13 protein-coding genes are annotated in these 19,107 nt (G+C 34.3%); 12 read left to right on the forward strand and 1 reads right to left on the reverse strand.

Going from position 1 to position 19,107, the window contains the following annotated elements; translation table 11 throughout:
* The first annotated feature begins 5 nt into the window (after positions 1-5).
* The 10 genes from JST55_16740 to JST55_16785 all read left to right on the forward strand — a co-directional run bounded on the left by JST55_16740 (position 6) and on the right by JST55_16785 (position 12,831).
* Positions 6-2,144: a bi-domain-containing oxidoreductase gene (locus JST55_16740; protein ID MBS1495156.1), complete on the forward strand. Its 2,139-nt coding sequence runs from the start codon at positions 6-8 to the stop codon at positions 2,142-2,144.
* Between the two features lie 23 nt (positions 2,145-2,167).
* A complete protein-coding gene (locus tag JST55_16745) occupies positions 2,168-4,039 on the forward strand; it encodes an alginate lyase family protein (protein ID MBS1495157.1) in 1,872 nt (623 codons plus the stop codon).
* A complete protein-coding gene (locus JST55_16750) occupies positions 4,040-5,287 on the forward strand; it encodes a glycosyltransferase family 4 protein (GenBank protein MBS1495158.1) in 1,248 nt (415 codons plus the stop codon).
* 35 nt (positions 5,288-5,322) lie between these two features.
* Positions 5,323-6,450 (forward strand): hypothetical protein, encoded by a 1,128-nt coding sequence (locus JST55_16755; GenBank protein ID MBS1495159.1) that lies wholly within the window; start codon positions 5,323-5,325, stop codon positions 6,448-6,450.
* Between the two features lie 3 nt (positions 6,451-6,453).
* On the forward strand, positions 6,454-7,059 hold the full coding sequence (locus JST55_16760) for a sugar transferase (GenBank protein ID MBS1495160.1): 606 nt from the start codon (positions 6,454-6,456) through the stop codon (positions 7,057-7,059).
* 9 nt (positions 7,060-7,068) lie between these two features.
* Positions 7,069-8,073: a hexapeptide transferase gene (locus JST55_16765; GenBank protein MBS1495161.1), complete on the forward strand. Its 1,005-nt coding sequence runs from the start codon at positions 7,069-7,071 to the stop codon at positions 8,071-8,073.
* Positions 8,074-8,835: 762 nt separating this feature from the next.
* Complete coding sequence (locus JST55_16770; protein ID MBS1495162.1) at positions 8,836-9,150, forward strand: hypothetical protein; 315 nt, start codon at positions 8,836-8,838, stop codon at positions 9,148-9,150.
* Between the two features lie 85 nt (positions 9,151-9,235).
* A complete protein-coding gene (locus JST55_16775; GenBank protein MBS1495163.1) occupies positions 9,236-9,907 on the forward strand; it encodes a YdcF family protein in 672 nt (223 codons plus the stop codon).
* A gap of 32 nt (positions 9,908-9,939) precedes the next feature.
* Positions 9,940-11,124, forward strand: coding sequence for an aminotransferase class I/II-fold pyridoxal phosphate-dependent enzyme (locus JST55_16780; GenBank protein MBS1495164.1), 1,185 nt, complete (start codon positions 9,940-9,942; stop codon positions 11,122-11,124).
* A 15-nt stretch (positions 11,125-11,139) separates the two neighbouring features.
* Positions 11,140-12,831: a hypothetical protein gene (locus tag JST55_16785; GenBank protein ID MBS1495165.1), complete on the forward strand. Its 1,692-nt coding sequence runs from the start codon at positions 11,140-11,142 to the stop codon at positions 12,829-12,831.
* Between the two features lie 397 nt (positions 12,832-13,228).
* Here the strand turns inward: JST55_16785 and JST55_16790 are convergent, their stop codons facing one another.
* Positions 13,229-14,665 carry a hypothetical protein gene (locus JST55_16790; GenBank protein ID MBS1495166.1) on the reverse strand — a complete coding sequence of 479 codons (1,437 nt, stop codon included), beginning with the start codon at positions 14,663-14,665 and terminating at the stop codon, positions 13,229-13,231.
* A gap of 150 nt (positions 14,666-14,815) precedes the next feature.
* On the opposite strand from JST55_16790, the gene JST55_16795 reads away from it, so the two are divergent.
* Positions 14,816-15,196, forward strand: coding sequence for a hypothetical protein (locus JST55_16795; GenBank protein MBS1495167.1), 381 nt, complete (start codon positions 14,816-14,818; stop codon positions 15,194-15,196).
* A 36-nt stretch (positions 15,197-15,232) separates the two neighbouring features.
* Positions 15,233-19,096 (forward strand): hypothetical protein, encoded by a 3,864-nt coding sequence (locus JST55_16800; GenBank protein MBS1495168.1) that lies wholly within the window; start codon positions 15,233-15,235, stop codon positions 19,094-19,096.
* Positions 19,097-19,107: the final 11 nt, after the last annotated feature.

Consider the following 19,107-nt stretch of genomic DNA (forward strand, 5'->3'; position numbering starts at 1 on the left):
TTTACATGAAACAAATAATCCAATCATTTCAAACGGGTAATACAGAACTTATAGATGTTCCTGCACCAAAAGTATCGGCAGGTTCATTATTAATAAAAACAACACACAGCTTAGTTTCACTTGGGACGGAAAGAATGCTGGTTGAATTCGGAAAGGCAAACTTAGTATCAAAGGCAAGACAGCAGCCGGATAAAGTCAAGCAGGTAATGGATAAAATAAAGACTGACGGATTAATGCCTACTCTTGAAAATGTTTTCAAAAGACTCGAGCAGCCTTTGCCTTTAGGTTATTGTAATGTTGGTGTAGTTATTGCTGTTGGAGAAGGTGTCTCCGGTTTTGCAGTGGGTGACAGAGTTGCATCAAACGGTAAACATGCCGAATATGTAAATATTCCGAAAAATCTTTGCGCTAAAATTCCTGAAAATGTAACACAGGAAGAAGCTTGCTTCACTGTCATAGGTGCAATCGGATTACAAGGCATGAGATTATGCGCTCCTACATTCGGTGAAACCATTGTAATTATAGGCTTAGGGTTAATTGGATTACTTACAGCGCAAATGCTTTTAGCTAATGGATGCAAAGTTATTGGAATAGACCTCGACGAACAAAAGTGTGAGATGGCAAGGAAATGGGGAGTAATTACTGTCAACACTTCAAAAGGTGATGACCCTGTAAAAGCTGTGCTTGAAAACACGGATAACTATGGGGCAGACGGAGTTATTATAACAGCTTCAGCAAAATCAAATGATATAATTTCTCAGGCTGCACAGATGAGCAGAAAAAGAGGAAGAATAGTATTGGTTGGTGTTATAGGATTAAATTTAAGCAGAGCAGAATTTTTTGAAAAAGAATTAACTTTTCAGGTATCTGCATCATACGGTCCCGGAAGATACGACGAGAACTATGAACAAAAAGGGATTGACTATCCCCTTCCCTTTGTACGCTGGACTGAGCAGAGAAATTTCACAGCGATATTGAATGCAATATCTCAGGGTAAGTTACATGTAAATGATTTGGTAACTGAAGTTATAGAGCTTGATGATTATCTGAAAATTTACGGGGAAATCGGTTCAAGTAAATCAATTGCTTCTATATTAAAATACCCTGTAAAAGATAATGTTAATGAAAATCCTAATACAATTAAAATAGGTGATGCTGAATTTAAGGGTAAAAAAGGTGTAGTAGGAATAATTGGAGCCGGTAATTTTACAAAGATGACTATGCTTCCTGCTATGAAAGAAAGTAAAGCTAACTTCAAATACATTGCATCACAAAACGGAGTGAATGGAACTATACTTGCAAAGAAATTTAATTTTTCTCACAGCACAACTGATTACAATGAGATTATAAATGATCCGGAAGTTGATACGGTTATGATTACAACCAGACATAACACTCATGCTAAATTTACTGTCGATGCATTGAATGCAGGGAAACATGTATTTGTAGAAAAGCCTTTAGCTTTAGATGAAAAACAATTAGATGAAGTACTTGAAGCTTACAGCAAGCAGCAAACAAAAACCTCTTTAACAGTCGGATTCAACAGAAGATTTTCACCGCATATACAGGCAATTAAAAAAGCTTTGGGAGGAAATCCGGGACCTATAAATATTAATGCAACTATGAACGCAGGATTTATTCCTGATAAAGTCTGGGTGCATGATATGGCAGTTGGCGGAGGCAGAATAATTGGTGAAGCATGTCACTATTTGGATCTGTGTACTTATATTGCTCAATCAGAAATTGTTTCAGTCTGTATGAATTCAATGGGAGAGATTTCAAAAGAAAACACAGATAATGCAAGTATCCTGGTTAAATTTAAGAACGGCACTAATGCAGTAATAAATTATTTTGCTAACGGTTCTAAAGAATACAGCAAAGAAAGAATTGAAGTTTTCTCACATGAGAAGACATATATTATGGATAACTTCAGAACAACAACAGCTTATGGTGATAAAAAATTTAAAAATTTAAAAACAGCAATTAACAAAGGTCATAAAATTCAGTTCGATCAATTTATTCAAAGAATACAGGAAGGCGGAAAACCGTTAATTCCTTTCAATGAAATTGTAAATGTTACAAAGGCTTCTTTTGCAGCGATTCAAAGTTTAAAAGAAAACAGATGGGTAGACGTAAGTGAATAAACTCAATATTTCGTTTTTTTAAGATGAGCCCGAAAAAATTATTATGGTATTTAGAAACGTCTTTAAAGCTGGGTGTAACTGATGTACTGTATGTTACAAAATATAAATTTTTACTAAAGAAAGGTTTATTAAAGAAGAAATTTCCTCAAAAGGCAGTTACTTTTGATAAATTTTTTTATAAGCCCATAGCTAAAGTTGAAAATTATCCCGTTGACTGGAAAATTAAACTTTTTAAAGAAGCGGATGGTCTAATTGAGGGGAATTTAAAATACTATTCCTTTCATTCAAAGAAATTAGGGAATCCTCCGAATTGGTTTCTAAACCCTTTCAATAATAAAGAATTTCCCGAGCATAATAAACATTGGACAGAGCTGCCCGACTTTAATAACAACATTGGTGATATTAAAAACATATGGGAAGCTTCTAAGTTTGACTGGATAAGCGTTCTATCACGAGCCTATGCTGTAAGCGGCGATGAAAAATATTTAGATACTTTAAACAACTGGATTTTCGACTGGACTGAAAAAAATAAATATAATTCCGGTCCTAACTGGAAATGCGGTCAGGAAACATCTTTCAAGTTGTTTAATTTACTTTTAGCTGCAGTCATTTTTAAGCAGGATAAAACCCCTGCAGATTCATTAATAAAATTAATTGAGTTATTCTTATACAGAATTGATGCTAACATCAGATATGCTACTTCACAAAGGAATAACCATGGTACAAGCGAAGCTGCTGCTCTTTACATAGGAGGAAACTGGCTTGCTTCAGTATCCGGTGAAAAAAAATCCGAATACTTAAAAATTGCCAATAAAGGTAAGAGTTTATTAGAAGGTTTAGCTGCTCAGTTAATTTATAATGACGGAAGTTTTTCACAGCATTCAGTCACATACCACAGAGTTCTTTTAGATACACTTTCTTATGTGGAGTTCTGGAGAGAGAAATTGAAGCTTAATGAGTTCAGCATTGAATTCAAAACAAAAGCATTAAAAGCCGGAGAGTGGATGGCATCTATGATTGATGAATCCGGTGACTGCCCCAATCTTGGCTCGAATGACGGAGCTATGGTTTTAAATATACATTCATGTGACTATAGAGATTTTCGACCCGGTTTACAAACTAATCAGGCACTTTACAAAAATGAATATTGCTTTGAAGATGGAGCTTATGATGAACCAATCTACTGGCTTGGAATAAATAAATCAGAATTAAAAAAAGTAACTCTCACTAAAGAATCTAAAGTTTTTCAGGGAGGGTATGTAATAATGAAAGGAAAACAATCATGGGCAGCACTACGTTTTCCTTTTTTCAGATTCAGACCAAATCAGAATGATATTTTTCACTTTGATTTATGGTACAAAGGCAAAAATATATTGATAGATTCCGGTTCATACTCTTATAATCCCGGAAAAGATTTTAAAGGTCCTGATTTAAAATCAGTACATGCTCACAATACAGCTTCGTTTGATGGAGCTGAACAAATGCCGCGCATAAGTAAATTTCTTCTTGCAAAATGGATTAAGCCCGGTACAGTAGGAGAAATAAAAACAGAAGATAAATATTCAGGCAACTGGGGAGGGAGTTATACTGATTACCGTGGAAATTCTCATGGAAGAAAAGTTGAATGGAATGATAATGATTGGACAATAACAGATAAATTATCCGGAAATGCAAAGTCGGTTAAACTTGGATTTAATTTTTATCCTGATGATTTTAAAATAGATAAAAACATCATAAATTTTTCATGGGGTAAAATTGAGGTTTCGCAAAATGCGTCAGTTGAAATAGTGGACCATCAGGTCTCATTATATTATTGGAACTTTCAGCCCGCTAAAAGAATATTAATATCTTCTGCAAACAATTCGATAATTATTACTAAAATAAGTTTAAACTAAATGCGAGTTCTATACTTTCACCAATATTTTTGTACTCCTGAAGGAAACTCAGGAATACGTTCGTATGGGATGGCAAAACATATTGTTGATAGCGGAAATAAAGTTACAATGGTATTTTCTGAATCACCAAGATTAAAATCACCGATTACTATTCCCTATAATAATGGAATGAGAAGAGGACAATACGAAGGAATCGATTTAATTGAGTTCAATCTGAAGTATAATAATAAACTGAGCCTGTTCAAACGGGCGTTAGTCTTTTTTAAATTCTCGCTTCGCAGCATTAAGTTAGTCTTCAGCGAAGATTACGATATTGTATATGCGACTTCGACTCCATTGACAGCGGGAATTCCGGGAATAATAATGAAATTATTCGGGAAGAAAAAACCTTTCGTTTTTGAAGTAAGAGATTTGTGGCCGGAGCTTCCAAGAGAAATGGGAGTTGTGAAAAATAAATTTGTGCTGTGGGGAATGGGAGTACTTGAATCTCTATCATACAACCTTGCCGATGCCTGCGTTGCTCTATCACCGGGAATTGAAAAAGGAATCAGAAAAGTTTTAAAGAAAAAAGATAAACCTGTCTATCTTATACCTAATGGATGTGATTTAGATATTTTTACGCCGGGCAGACACTCAAAAGATATCATACCGGGAGCAAAAGAAGATGACTTCCTTGCAGTATTTACCGGCGCACATGGTCTGGCAAATGGCTTAGAGGCTGCAATTAATGCTGCAGCTGTTTTAAAAAAATCAGATAAAGGTAAAAATATAAAATTAGTTTTTATCGGAGACGGCGCTTTAAAGGCTAAGTTAGTAAAAAGAGCTCAGGACGAAGGGTTAGATAATTGTGTTTTTTTAAGTCCTGTTCCTAAAAAAGAACTTGTGAATTATCTTAAAGCCTGCGACGTAGGGCTGATGCTGCTGGCTAATATCCCTGCTTTTTATTTTGGGACTTCTCCAAATAAGTTTTTCGATTACATCTCGATGGGAATGCCAATTCTGAATAATTATCCCGGATGGCTGGCTGAAATGATTACTGAATATAATTTAGGAATAGCAGTAGAGCCTGATAACCCTGAAGCATTTGCAAATGCATTAATAAAACTTAGTGAAGATAAATCAAAGCTTGAAGAAATGAGAATTAATTCAAGAAAGCTTGCTGAAGAAAAATTTGACCGTTTAAAATTAGCAGATAAACTAAATGAAGTTTTAGAGAAAACAGTTTCGGTATTCAATAAGAAAAAATAGTTATTCAAAATAATTTACATTTTTAAAAAAACATAATGAGTTTTATAGGGGATTTAAAGCAAAATATGTTTTCCAATCTGAAAAATATTGTTGGATGGAAAACAAAACGAAAGATTGTTGTATTTTCAGTTGATGATTATGGGAATGTTCGTGTAGATTCAAAAGCAGCAAGAGAAAATATGGATAAAGCAGGTCTTAAAGTACTTTCAATTTTTGATGCCTATGATACATTAGAAACTTCAGAAGATTTAGAAATATTATATAATACTCTATCATCTGTTAAAGATAAACACGGAAACCCGGCTATCTTCACACCTTTTGCAGTACCTTGCAATATAAATTACGAAAAGATGGCTGAAAATAATTTTGAATCTTATTATTATGAGCTATTGCCTGAAACGTTTTCAAAATTAAAAAACTATGCTAATGCCTGGAATTTATGGAAAGAAGGGATTGCAGATGGTTTGATGGAACCTCAGTTTCACGGAAGGGAGCATATGAATTTAAAAGTATTTGAAGATAAGTTAAAGAAAAAAGATCATGAAGTATTGACGGCTTTAAAGAACAGATCTTATACAAGCATTTCCGGTTCCGGATATGCTACTATTTCTTACACTGCAGCTTTTGAATTCTGGGACTTCAAAGAAAATGAAAGATTCGACGGTATAATAAAAGATGGATTAAATAATTTTGAAAAAGTTTTTGGCTATCCTTCCACTCATTTTAATGCACCCGGAGGTGCAGAGCACCCGGTCATTCATAAATCTCTCAGTGAAAAAGGTGTTAAGTATTTAGATGCGGCATTTATTAAAAGAGAACATCGTGACAGAGAAAAGTTTAAGAGGGTTTTTAACTATACGGGTAAAAGAAATGATTTGAACCAAATGTTCATGGTGAGAAATGTAGTTTTTGAACCAAGTTACCAGACAGGTATTGACTGGGTTAACTTCACAATGAAACAAATTGAATCTGCATTCCGCTGGAATAAACCCGCAGTAATCAGTTCACATCGTGTAAATTTTTGCGGTTACATCAGTGAAGATAATAGAAAGCTAGGCATCAACAGACTTGGTGAACTGCTAAAAAAGATTACCCAAAGATGGCCTGATGTTGAATTCATGTCAGCCAATAAATTAGGTGATTTAATTTATCAGGACAGATAGTTAATGTACAGATTTTTTTTTAAACGGGTTTTAGATTTTATTTTAAGCTTGATAGTTCTGATTGTTCTTTCACCTTTTCTTGTTTTATTCACTTTAATACTTTTAGCAGCCAATAAATCTACTGCATTCTTTTTTCAGGAGCGACCGGGCTTACATAAAAAGCCTTTTAAAGTCATCAAGTTCAAAACTATGAATGACAAAAAAGATAAGAATGGAAATCTGCTACCTGATGTTCAGAGAATTACAAAAATTGGTTCATTTGTCCGCAAGTATTCTATAGATGAACTGCCTCAATTTTTCAATGTTCTAATTGGTGATATGAGTTTGATTGGACCAAGACCTTTATTGTTCAAGTATATCCCGCTATATAGTAAAGAACAGGATAGAAGACATGAAGTAAGACCGGGTATAACAGGTTTGGCGCAGGTCAACGGACGCAACAGCATAAGCTGGAAAGAGAAATTTGAGTTCGATGTTTATTATGTCGATAACCTGTCATTTTTTTTAGATATGAAAATTTTATTCCAGACAGTTTTAAAAGTGATTAAAAGAGAGGGTGTAAACCAAAGCAGTGACAGACCTATGCAGCCGTTCAATGGAAACAATTAACAAATAATGATAATCAAAAGAGTTTTATATTTATCTTACTACATTAGAAAGTTAAACAGAAAAATGTTTAAATCTTTTTCCGCACATGTGAAAAAAGAAAATTCAATTTCTTCCCTGAGTTTATATTCAGATATTTTGCGAAGCAGTTTAAAATATAATATATCAATACTTGAATATTTTCAGTTTCATTTTATTAATTTAAATGATAAGGAAAGAAATACATTTGCAGGAACAGGATTTATGTATGAATATCAGCTGTTGATGAATCCCAAGTCAACCAGATTTGTTCTGGAAAACAAACTTATTTTTTTAGAGAAATATGGGAAATTCATAAAGCATAAGTTTTGTTCGCTCTCAAATATTGAGAAAAATCCTGATGCAGCAAACGAAGTGCTGAAAAATAAATCAGGTAAAATAGTTCTAAAAAGTTCTGACGGACAATGCGGTATCGGCATTGAAGTAAGAAACACCAATGAGTTTACTCCTGAAAAATTAAGGCAAAGACTCATAGAGACGGGAAATAACATGGTGGAAGAATTTGTTGTGCAGCATGACGACATTATGAAAATTTCTCCTTCAGGTTTGAATACAATCAGAATTATAACTCAATTGAATAGCAAAGACGAAGTTGAAATTTTAGGTGCAAGATTCAGAATATCCGTTAACTCAAGCGTTGATAATTTAGCGGCAGGAAACATAGCCGCTCCTATAGATGAAAATACCGGAGTTGTTAACGGTCCCGGTGTTTACAGCGATATTACAAAACCAGATGAAATAGTTCATCCAATTACAAAAGAAAAGATACTCGGATTTAAAATTCCTTTTTGGAGTGAAACATTAAATTTAGTTAAAGAAGCCGCTCTCTCAAATAAAACAAACAGATCTATTGGCTGGGACCTGGCAATTACAAATGATGGTCCGGATATAATTGAAGGTAATCATGACTGGTGCAAACTTTTATGGCAGCTTCCGGTTAAAAAAGGTCTGAAACACGATTTAGAAAAATATTTATAAAAAGTAATGATTAAAATTTTAGTAACAGGAATCGGCGGACCTACTCCCCGTTCATTTGTAAGAGCAATAAAATGGTTCGGCGGCGAAGAAGGCAAGCAGTTTGAATTTATCGGAGCAGATTGTAATCCCCGATGCTATGGATTATATGACAAAGAATTTTTTAGCAAAACATTTATTGTTCCCAGAGCAGATGCGGAAAATTACTGGGATAAAATGAACGATTTAATATCGGAGAATAATATTGACGGAGCAATTATATTACCTGAAGTCGAAGTTTTAGAATGGGCAAAAAACTCCGGAAAACTTAAAAAGAAAATAAAATTTCACTTACCCGATTATAACCTGGCTGTGAAACTTATCAATAAGCATACTTTACATTTAAGTCTTGAAGGGACGGATTATATTCCAAAATATTTTCAGTTAAATCCTAAAGAATACTCTTATAATGATTTAAAAAATACTGTCGGAGAAATTTTCTGGATAAGAGCAACGGAAGGTTCCAGCGGATTAGGTTCTTTAAAAATTACCAGTGAAGAATCTTTAAAACAGTGGATTTCTATTAATCCTGCAGTTAAAGAATTCATTGCGTCTGAATTTCTTCCCGGAAGAAACATGGCATGCAAACTTTTATACTTCAACGGAAAATTATTGAGAACAGCATGCGCAGAACGGGTTGAGTATATAATGGCGAAAGTTGCGCCTTCAGGAATAACAGGTAATACTTCATTCGGCAGATTATTAAATGAGCCCGGTCTCGTAGATATGTCTATCAAAGCTATCGAAAAAATTGCGAAGGAAAATAATACTTCACTTAACGGTATTTTTACTGTAGATTACAAAGAAGATGCCGACGGAAATCCAAAGATTACTGAGATAAATATAAGACATGTTGCATTTACATCTTCAATTGCTGCAGGAGGCGCTAATTTACCATTGGATACGCTGACCGCGTTATTCTTAAAGAACCCTGAAGAAATGGAAGTAATAAACTATAAATTCCCTGATGATCTGATATTTTTGAGAGATGTGGATTCATACCCAATTGTTATGAAAGAAAGTGATCTGAAACAAATTTAAATTTGATTATAGTTTGATCAAATACTGGTTTCATCCATTTAATATCTTTTGGTTATTATTCTTTATTGGAATTGCAGCACTTCTGATGAAGAAGGAAAATTTTTACATTCCATTATTTATTTTAGCTGCCTGCTGGTTCTTTCTTTCGACAAATTATTTAATACCAAAACTTTTAATTTCACAATTAGAAAATAAATATTCGCCATATACATCAAAAATTTCCAAAGATACATCTGTTTATAACATAGTAGTTTTAGGAGCAGGGTTTACGGAGAATAAAAAGCTGCCGTTTAATGACCAGCTCTCCCCTTCTGCTCTTTCAAGATTAATTGAAGGAATAAGAATTTATAACCTTCATCCAAAAAGTAAATTAATAGTATCAGGTCCGGGATTTGAAGGAGAAATTTCGCAAGGTGAAGTATTTAAAAAAGTTGCTGTGTCTCTGGGTATAGATTCTTCTTCTATAAACATTATAAATACAGCTACCAATACATATGAAGAGGCTAAAAAATATACTGAGAAATTCGGGAAAGATTCACAGGTTATTCTTGTTACAAGCTCTTACCATATGCCCCGTGCGATGACAATGTTTGAACATAACGGAATTAAACCAGTACCCGCTCCTACAGATTTTAAATTCAAAAATAACAAATTTTCACCGATGCTTTTTTTTCCATCTATTGAAAATATGCATTATGTTCAGATAGCTATAATTGAATACACCGGTTTAGTATATGCTAAATGGTTTTTATTTTAAAAAAAATATTTGTCGAATATAAATAGTAATGAATGAGCATTAATAATTCCTTTGAAACACCTGCCGGTGAGAAAGAAAAAATATATCTTTCTTCTCCGCACATGGGTGGAAATGAACAAAAATATGTCAGCGAAGCATTTGCTTCAAACTGGGTTGCTCCATTAGGACCAAATGTTAATGGATTCGAAGTTGATTTACAGAATTTTACTCATGTAAGCCATGCAGCGGCACTATCATCAGGTACAGCAGCTATTCACCTTGCGTTAATTCTATTGGGTGTAAAGCCCGGAGATTACGTAATATGCCAAAGTATGACTTTTTCTGCATCAGCTAATCCCATTGCTTATTTAGGCGCAAACCCTGTGTTTATTGATTCGGAAAAAGATACATGGAACATGTGTCCGGACTCACTTAGAAACGCAATAAAAGAATTAACAGCGTCCAATAAAAAGCCTAAGGCAATCATTCCTGTTCACCTTTATGGAATGCCTGCTAAACTTGATGAGATAATGGCAATTGCGACAGAATTCGAAATCCCCGTACTGGAGGACGCAGCAGAAGCACTAGGATCAACGTACAAAGGAAAGCCGTGCGGTTCATTCGGTAAATTCGGAGTTCTAAGCTTTAATGGAAATAAAATTATTACAACAAGCGGAGGCGGCGCATTAATTTCGGAAGATGATGGATTAATTAAGAAAGCAAGATTTTTATCAACACAGGCAAGAGATAACGCACCACATTATCAGCACTCCGAAATTGGTTATAACTACCGAATGTCAAATATTTCAGCAGGTATTGGAAGAGGCCAGATGGAAGTATTACTTGATAGAGTTGCAGCAAGAAGAAATAATTTTATAAGGTACAAAGAATTTTTTAAATCAAATGATGCTGTTACATTTTTAGAAGAACCGAATAGTGATTTTTATTCCAACAGATGGCTTACCACAATTTTAGTTGATTCAGATAAATCAGGAGGAGTATCAAGAGAAGATATAAGACTGGAATTTGAAAAGGAGAATATTGAAGCAAGACCACTTTGGAAGCCTATGCATTTACAGCCGGTATTTGAAGGCTGCAAATACTTTGGAACTGATGTCTCAGAAAAAATATTTGATACCGGTTTGTGTCTTCCTTCCGGTTCTAATTTGAGAGAAAGTGATTTTGACAGAATTTTTAATTCATTAGAGAAAGTTTTTAAAAATAATAGAAGCTTTTAAATTAACCCCGTTAAATTGAAAAATATAGCAAAAATTTCTTTTGCCGTTCTTTTGTTTCTGGTAATACTTAAGGGAAATTCATACGCGCAGGTAGATCTGGTAGAAATGCATGACTACATTTACACTTATCTTGAAAGAATGTACAACAATGGAATTATTCAGAGTTATAATTCTTCTATTTCTCCTATATCACGCGGAAGTATTATAAAATATTTATCCGAAATAAGAGAGAACCAAAATAAAATTTCTGCAACAGATAAAAGTTTCTTAAAAAAATATCTGGTTGAATACAACGTCGATAATAATGATAACAATGAAATTTCTTTTTTGAGCAAGCCTTCATTAGCCAATGTTTTTAACAACGAGAAGCAGAAATATCTTTATATATACAAAGATTCTACATTCAATTTTTATTTAGATGGACTTGGTAATTTCACTGAACGAATTTTCAGAGGTGATTCTCTAGGAAATCACAAGTCACTCACGGGAGAACTTGGAATAAGATTCAGAGCTAACTACAATGATATTGTAGCAGCATACTTGCAGGTATCAAACGGTGATCAATTATCCGGTACTCCGGAAGATTTTGAAGCTGTTAAAAAAACTAATCCTAAAATTAATGCAACAGGAAGTATTTCTGATTTTACCCGAACATTTTTTGACAGATATGAAGGATATCTTCGTTATCAGGCAAAAACAAATTGGGTTGCAGTATCAGTAGGAAGATACGGATTATCTCAGGGAGCAGGATTTATAGATAATCTTTTTATGTCTAAAAACAGCATACCTTTTGATTTCGTAAAATTGGATTTGAATAGCAAAATATTCCGCTATTCTTATTTATATGGAAGTTTGCGGGGGGACTCTCTGGGTAAAAATTTAGATTCCAAAAGTATAGCTTCCCACAGGTTAGATATAAACGTTTCTAACTCTTGCAGAATCGGATTTTTTGAAAGCATTATAATCAGCAATTCCCCTTTTAGTTTTACTTTTTTAAATCCTATCAGTTTTCTGACATCTGCTGAATTTAACAAAGCATCGCAGGGAACGAACAAAGATATTAATAACTCACTTCTTGGATTTGATGTTTTTGTAAAACCGGCAAATAAACTTTCACTTCAAGGGTCTTTACTTGTTGATGATTTGAAATTCTCTACCCTGTTTACTTCGGAGTCATCAAAAATAAATAAATTTGGTATTCAAGGCGGGGCGTTCTGGACCGATGCCTTTACTGTTCCAAATTTAAATTTAAAACTCGAGTACACACGTTTATCTGCATTTGTTTATTCTCATTCATCAAATAAAAGTACATATACTAACTGGGATTATTCTTTAGGGCATGCGTTGCCTCCGAACTCAGATGAAATTGCTGCACAGCTCGAATATCCTATATCAAGCAGATTAAAAATGAAAGTGGATTATAAGTTTCAAAGATCTGCCGATGGTTTTGTAAAAGATGCAAACGGAAATATTATAGAAAATTATGGAGGTGAAATTAGCAATTCAACTGCGCAATACCAAAGCACTTCAACTTTTTTAAAGGGCGACAGAAAAAACAGGAACATTGTTGAAATCAATCTTGAGTTTGAGCCTATAAAACAATATTACATAAATATTAATTATGTTAATAAAATATTTGATAACATTTTTGAAAGCAGAAGTTTAAAAGATAATTATTTTACCGTAACAGCAAAAGTGGAATATTAAAAATTTTATAATATCAATTTTTATCAAGCCTGAAGAGAAAATTCTTTTCGGGCTTTTTTATTTGCTATTGACAATTCTTACATTAAATCTGACAAGATTGTCAGTTAAAATATAATTTACTAAGTATTATCTCTAAAAATATGCTAAAAATGGCTCTTTTTTGATAAGTCCTTTTGGCACGGAAAATGGAATATAATAAACCGAGAAGGGTTAAATTTACAGTGAGTGTTAGGACTAAATCAGAGTGGTTCTGATTGAAATCCGGTATCAAACATCTATCTGGAATTGGGGTTACAGCTAGATATTTCATACGCACTCACTGTTTTTTTTTTATTCTGAATTTCGAAAGATTTTTTTGAATAAAGTAAAAGGGACGAAGCAATTCGTCCCTTTTTTATTATTGAAAATCAAGTTCGGTAAGCTTCCTTCGCACCCAAGTCATATCTCCTATCGATTCTTTAATACACTTATTAATTTTAAATGTATCTTTTTCTTTTCCTTCCTTAATCTTCACAAGTTCCCTTACAGCACTTATGTATCCCTCGTAATATGTAATCCATTCAGCAGGCAGATTGGCTTTTTTTATGTAATGATTAAAATTATCCAGAGTAAAATAAAGCTGTTCAATTTCGTTTAATTCATAATAATTTTCGGCAATCAATTTATAACTCTGATGTTTGAACATAAAATTATCGGACTTAACTTTCGTTATATGCTCAAGTGATTTATTATAATCCTTACGCTGATAATACAAATGTCCCTTGCTGTAGTTCTTCATATTTTCCTGGTAAGCAGGATCAATTTCGGGAATGTACTCATCAATAAATTTCTCCAGCCAATCAAGTTCATTTCTATAAATAGCGTTTGTCAATATATAACTAAATAATAAATAATTCAGATAACCCTTCTCTCCTGCCTTGTAAATCTTCTTTTCGAGCATGCTCTTATAAATATCCAGTAGCACTGCTTTGCCTACAGAACTATGTGAGGCAATATTATTAAGCTGTACATACAAAGAGTATCTCTCACCTTCAGCAAATAACAGATAATTTTTTTCAACTAAATTGTAAAATTTGGTGAATGAGTCATGGTCATTATAATCCATCAATGCTTTTGACATGTAATAATAAATTGAAACAATATTATAATCCTTTTCCGAAATCTCTTTTATTCTGTTCAAAACTTCCTCAGTATTTAAATGACTTAAAAACTCACGCAGAATACTTTTATCATAATAAACGTTGGTATTCACTTCTGTTGCATGCAAGTTATGCATTACTTTAAACAGCTTTATAAGAAAGAAATAAATAAGATTATTTCCGTAAAGATTATTAACAGGTACTCCCATAGCATTACTGCTGAATAAAATATTATCTTCATACTGTTCATCCAGCACAGCTCGGTCCCAGTAATAATATTCATTTACTATAAGATTATCTTTATCATAATCTTTTTTGATATCGTCGTAATAATTTTTAAATGTCTTTGAGAGTCCCTTTGTCAGCAGCTCTCTGGAAACCTTTATTTTAAATTCCGTGCTATCCCTTTCATATGCTTCATTTCCAAGAAACTTCAGCAGCAATTTATATAATTCTGACATCTGATTCCGAAGCACTCCGTCATTAAAAGCTTTTCCTTTATACAGTTTACTGTAAATTTTTTCTTTCGTGAGAGCCTCATCTTTAAATTCCGGGTAATACTTTTTTAATTCTTTAAATAAAGAAACTACTGATGGCTTTTTATTAAAATAAGGAGAGGCAACAAAGTCCTCAAAGCTTTTCAGTTCTTCTTTCGAAAGGCTTGAAAGGACTTTTATAAGGTTAGAATTCAGCATAGCAGATTACAAATAAAGTTTAAAAATATTCAATTATAAGCCATAATTGAACTTTTCGAGAGTTATTAGGAATTTTTGCCCGATTACAAATTGAAAAAACTTTCTTTGAATTGAAAGCCCAAAAGCATTAGTTTGAGGCACAAATTTGATATGTCAATAAGATTAAATTCAATATTAATGCAGCCAATTTTAATTCTCAGGAATGAGAAAATTAACTCTCAGGTACTTGTAAAATACTGTAAACTTGAAAATGGCATCTGGTCTTTTACTTTAAATAATACAACTAAAAATATATATAAAGCTTTTCTGGAAAGTTATTGTAACGATTTAACAGGCAATATTTTATTTAAAGAATCTTCATCTGAGTTTTTTATCCACCCCGGCGTTATGACTGTCTCCGAAAAACAGATAGGTTTTATTATTTCTCAATTTTACCCCTCAGAAAATTTAACATCAGTTCAATATAAAATATCAGTTTGCGTCAGGCAGAAATTCGGTCCTGACTTAGGTTTTCATCACATTGAGTTATAACAAGCAATTAAAAAGTTTTTCAAAATTAAATAAAATATGCTGCAAAAATTAAAACTGTTACTTTTTATCTCCCTGTTTTTTGCAATTACTCCCTTGCTGAAAGCAGAAGTAATTGTTCAGCTGAAACCTCCTCCTCCCGGGAAGTTGAATGTTGAAAATCTCTGGTTAGTCACTTTGAAAAATATGTCGCAGACTACTTTCAAAGTTTATCTCCTTGGCCAGCTGACAGAAAATTCAGACGGATTAATATTTGAAGCAACAACGCGCGAATTTGACTTACCTCCCGGTTCAACAACTGTCACCGTCAGCGATGTAAGTCCTATCAATGCAAAGTTTCCAAAAGATAAATATAAAAATGTTTTGATGCAGACGGGTGAAGTTCCTTCAGGGAATTATACTATCTGTGTAACTGTAGAAATGAAGAACGGCTCAGTGCTGGGAAACCAATGTATAACTCATCAGGTAAATATTGCATCTGCAATAAGTTTATTCAAACCTGATAACGATGAAGTTGTTAAAGAAAAAAATCCGACATTCAGCTGGGCTCCCTTGCCGGGAAATAATCAGTACAAGTTTATCCTCGCTGAAAAAAATGGAACTCCGACGCAATCGATTAGCACACCGATTTTTGAAAAAACTGTTAACACTCCCGTGCTGGTTTATCCTCCTTCTGCAACTACTTTAATTGCAGGAAATACATATTACTGGAGAGTAACTCTTTTAGATTATAAAGGTGACCCTTCACCACAATATCAAAGTGAGATAAGAGGGTTCAAGATGTTCAAAGAAGAAACAACTCCCGTAAATAACGGCGACGGATTTATTCAGCTTGTCTCTCCAACAGATGACGGAAATCTCGATGTCTCCCAGCTTCCCGGAATAAATAACACAACATACACCGGATTCAAATTCAGCTGGAAAAAAGCGAACACAAACAAATCTATTACTAAGTACATACTAAAAATTTATAAGAAAGCGACAACAGGCCGTCAAAATATTGAGAACGCAACACCTGATTATCAGAAGGATATCACTGACGGAATAAATTCTGAAAATCAATCAACAAGCATAACGGTTGAGATGGGTATTCTTGATAAAGGTTCAGAATACTACTGGAAGATGGAAGCTTTCTCTCAATCATATATAAATCAGAATAACGGCATCGTAGGAAAAAGCGATGTCTACGCTTTCAAAGTCATAGGAGGTGAAGACCTTGCAGGCGATGTAAAAGGATTCAAGATTGGCAAATATACTATAAAGGTCTCAACTATTACAAACAAGAGTCCGTCAAATTTTGCCGGTACCGGTAAAGTTACACTATGGGCAAACGGACCTGAAGTAGATGTTAAGTTCAGCGATCTTGAAATCCAGAATTCTGCCATGCAGTGGAAGGTAACAAAAGGACAGATTCAATCAGAATTTGCCGCAGGAAAATTCAAGCCTGTAAAGCTTGACCATTCAGAAACGCAATCATTTTTTAACGGCAAAATAATAAGTCTTACCACGGAAGGTGCAACGATTCAGGGATTTATAACATCCCAGTTTCCGCTGCTTACGACTTCAAGCATAAAGATAAACGGAAACATGTACCCTGTTCCTGCCAACATTGGTATTCAGTCCACTGAAACATGGTTCAAAGTCGATCCTGATACAAAACTTTCTGTAGATAATTTAATCTGTAAAGAAGATGCAGATTACACTTTAACAGAGCCGGCAGGATTCAAAATACATTTCCTGGCTCTCAAAACATCGTTCACTCTTGTATCGAACAAACTTACTTTAAAGCTTGGCGGAATTATAACTCTGCCCGATAATATAAAACAATCTTCAGGTGATAAAATCGAAATTACTTTTGATAACCAGAAATCTTTAAAATTTTCAAAAGCTCTTAACCTTGCAGCATTCACTGTGCCTGTTAATAAAAAGAAAGATGTCAATTTGTTTGTAAAAAGTCTGACAATTGATCTGATTCCAAAAGATACATGGAAAGGCGGAGTAAGGATTGAGAACGCAACTCTCAAATTTGAATATGGCAGCGGATTTACAGATATAGATTTGACGCCAAGCAATACTTCCGGTGATTTATTTATGAATGCAAAAGGTCTTACAGCTAAGACAAGCATCACCGGTATGAATTACAAAAGTAAATTTTACGGCTTCGATTGCACAGTTGATAAATTTAATCTCGACTACAAAAACGGTGCACTCAATAATTGCAACTTCACAGGCGGTGTTTACATTCCCGTGGTCAGCTTAAACTTAAACTACAATATTCCGATAAGTGATTTTGGAATAGGTAAAGGATTTTTAGATATAGATAACACAAATCTTGGCAGCATGTATTTATTCGGCAGCGCGCCATCTGAGTATGACAGACTTAAGCTGAATTTAAAATCAGCAGTAATAAAACAAAACAAAGTTGTATTTCAATCTGATTTAACTTTAGACAATACTCAGAATAATAATCTTACAACCGGAGCAATGAATGCATACAGCTTCTTTGTAAGGTCAGATGCAGTAATCGGGTTTGAGGAAACTGAAAGCTCCCCATATAAATATCTTGATTTAGATAATTATTCAAACTCAACTTATCACGGTTACGATGTTACCATTTCAAAAATCCGTTTCAGAAATCTAAACGGCGGAAATTATTACTTCGATGTTGCAGGTAAAATAATTCTTGCAGAAGATTTATCAGGTGAAGGCGGAAGTGACTTCGGACTATCATATAAATTTTACAGAAATCCGAACAAAGGCGGAAGCGGTTCAGAGGTTTCTTACGCTAATGAAGTTGAGCAAAACGAAATAGGTGTTAGCTTTCAAAACTCGGAATCATCATACTCTGCTTCAATTAAATACATGACGGGTGACCCGACTTACGGCTCCGCTTTCATGGCATCGTTCGATATGACAATGCACGACCCGACTGAAATGATTGTATCCAGCAGAATAATATTAGGCAAAGCGCCGCAAGGATTCAAATACTGGTTTGTTGAAGCGGGAGCTGAATTTCAGAACAATCCTATTGCAATCGGTATCGGTGACTTAGGTGTTTACGGATTCAAAGGAAGAGTCTATTCAAAAATGAAACATACAGGTGTCGGTATTGGAAACAATACTTACGTTCCTGATGCAGGAACAACATTCGGAGTATATGCAGAAGTTCCTTTCATGTCAACTGAAGACGCCGGCAGAAAGATCTGGGGCAAAACTTCATTTGAAGTTACAATAGGAAATGGATTTAAAAGCATTCTCACAGGCAATGTTTACATTCTTTCAGACGGAGTCGGGAACACAAATGCAAAGATATACGGTGATGCCGTTATAACAGTAAGCACAACTCCTGCATTCTTCAGCGCAGATGTTAACGTAACTGCAAACATGGATAATGTAGTATGCGGCAAAGGCAACCTTGCATTGTACTTCGGTTCTGATACCTGGTATCTGAATGTCGGTACAAAACAAACTCCGGTTACCATGAACATCTACTGCGGACCAACAACTGCTACTGCATATGTTGATTTAAATTCTTCCAACATTGCATTCGGAGTCGGCTATTCAGTTGATTCAGGTCCCCAGCACTGGGCAATCTTCTACGGCAGAGCATGGGGCAGTGTAACTATTGATGGTAGTCTTGCCTACTCACCGTTCCAATTCACAGGCGGTGCAGTTATTACAGGCAGCGCAGAGTTGGGCTTCCACTATAATGTTTACTTCGATGAAGGTGATTTAACCGTGCTGTCAGGCTCAATTACAGCAACTCTGCAGGCAACACTTCCGAATCCTGTATGCTTTGCAGGTTCAATTAGCGCTAAAGGCTGCTTCTGGAAATTCTGTAAAACGGTAACTTTAAAAATGAGATATAAAAACGGATCTTTTGCATTTGAAGATCACTGCTAAAATAAAATTAT

This window comes from Bacteroidota bacterium (assembly GCA_018266835.1).
In the GTDB taxonomy this organism is placed as follows: Bacteria; Bacteroidota; Ignavibacteria; order Tepidaquicellales; family Tepidaquicellaceae; genus JAFDZO01.

Bases quoted from the DNA above. Each gene is read 5' to 3' on its own strand.
- JST55_16740 (MBS1495156.1), top strand. From the start codon at position 6: ATGAAACAAATAATCCAATCATTTCAAACGGGTAATACAGAACTTATA.
- JST55_16780 (MBS1495164.1), top strand. From the start codon at position 9,940: ATGAGCATTAATAATTCCTTTGAAACACCTGCCGGTGAGAAAGAAAAA.
- JST55_16775 (MBS1495163.1), top strand. From the start codon at position 9,236: ATGAAGAAGGAAAATTTTTACATTCCATTATTTATTTTAGCTGCCTGC.
- JST55_16800 (MBS1495168.1), top strand. From the start codon at position 15,233: ATGCTGCAAAAATTAAAACTGTTACTTTTTATCTCCCTGTTTTTTGCA.
- JST55_16745 (MBS1495157.1), top strand. From the start codon at position 2,168: ATGAGCCCGAAAAAATTATTATGGTATTTAGAAACGTCTTTAAAGCTG.
- JST55_16770 (MBS1495162.1), top strand. From the start codon at position 8,836: ATGTCTATCAAAGCTATCGAAAAAATTGCGAAGGAAAATAATACTTCA.
- JST55_16750 (MBS1495158.1), top strand. From the start codon at position 4,040: ATGCGAGTTCTATACTTTCACCAATATTTTTGTACTCCTGAAGGAAAC.
- JST55_16795 (MBS1495167.1), top strand. From the start codon at position 14,816: ATGTCAATAAGATTAAATTCAATATTAATGCAGCCAATTTTAATTCTC.
- JST55_16760 (MBS1495160.1), top strand. From the start codon at position 6,454: ATGTACAGATTTTTTTTTAAACGGGTTTTAGATTTTATTTTAAGCTTG.
- JST55_16790 (MBS1495166.1), bottom strand. From the start codon at position 14,665: ATGCTGAATTCTAACCTTATAAAAGTCCTTTCAAGCCTTTCGAAAGAA.
- JST55_16755 (MBS1495159.1), top strand. From the start codon at position 5,323: ATGAGTTTTATAGGGGATTTAAAGCAAAATATGTTTTCCAATCTGAAA.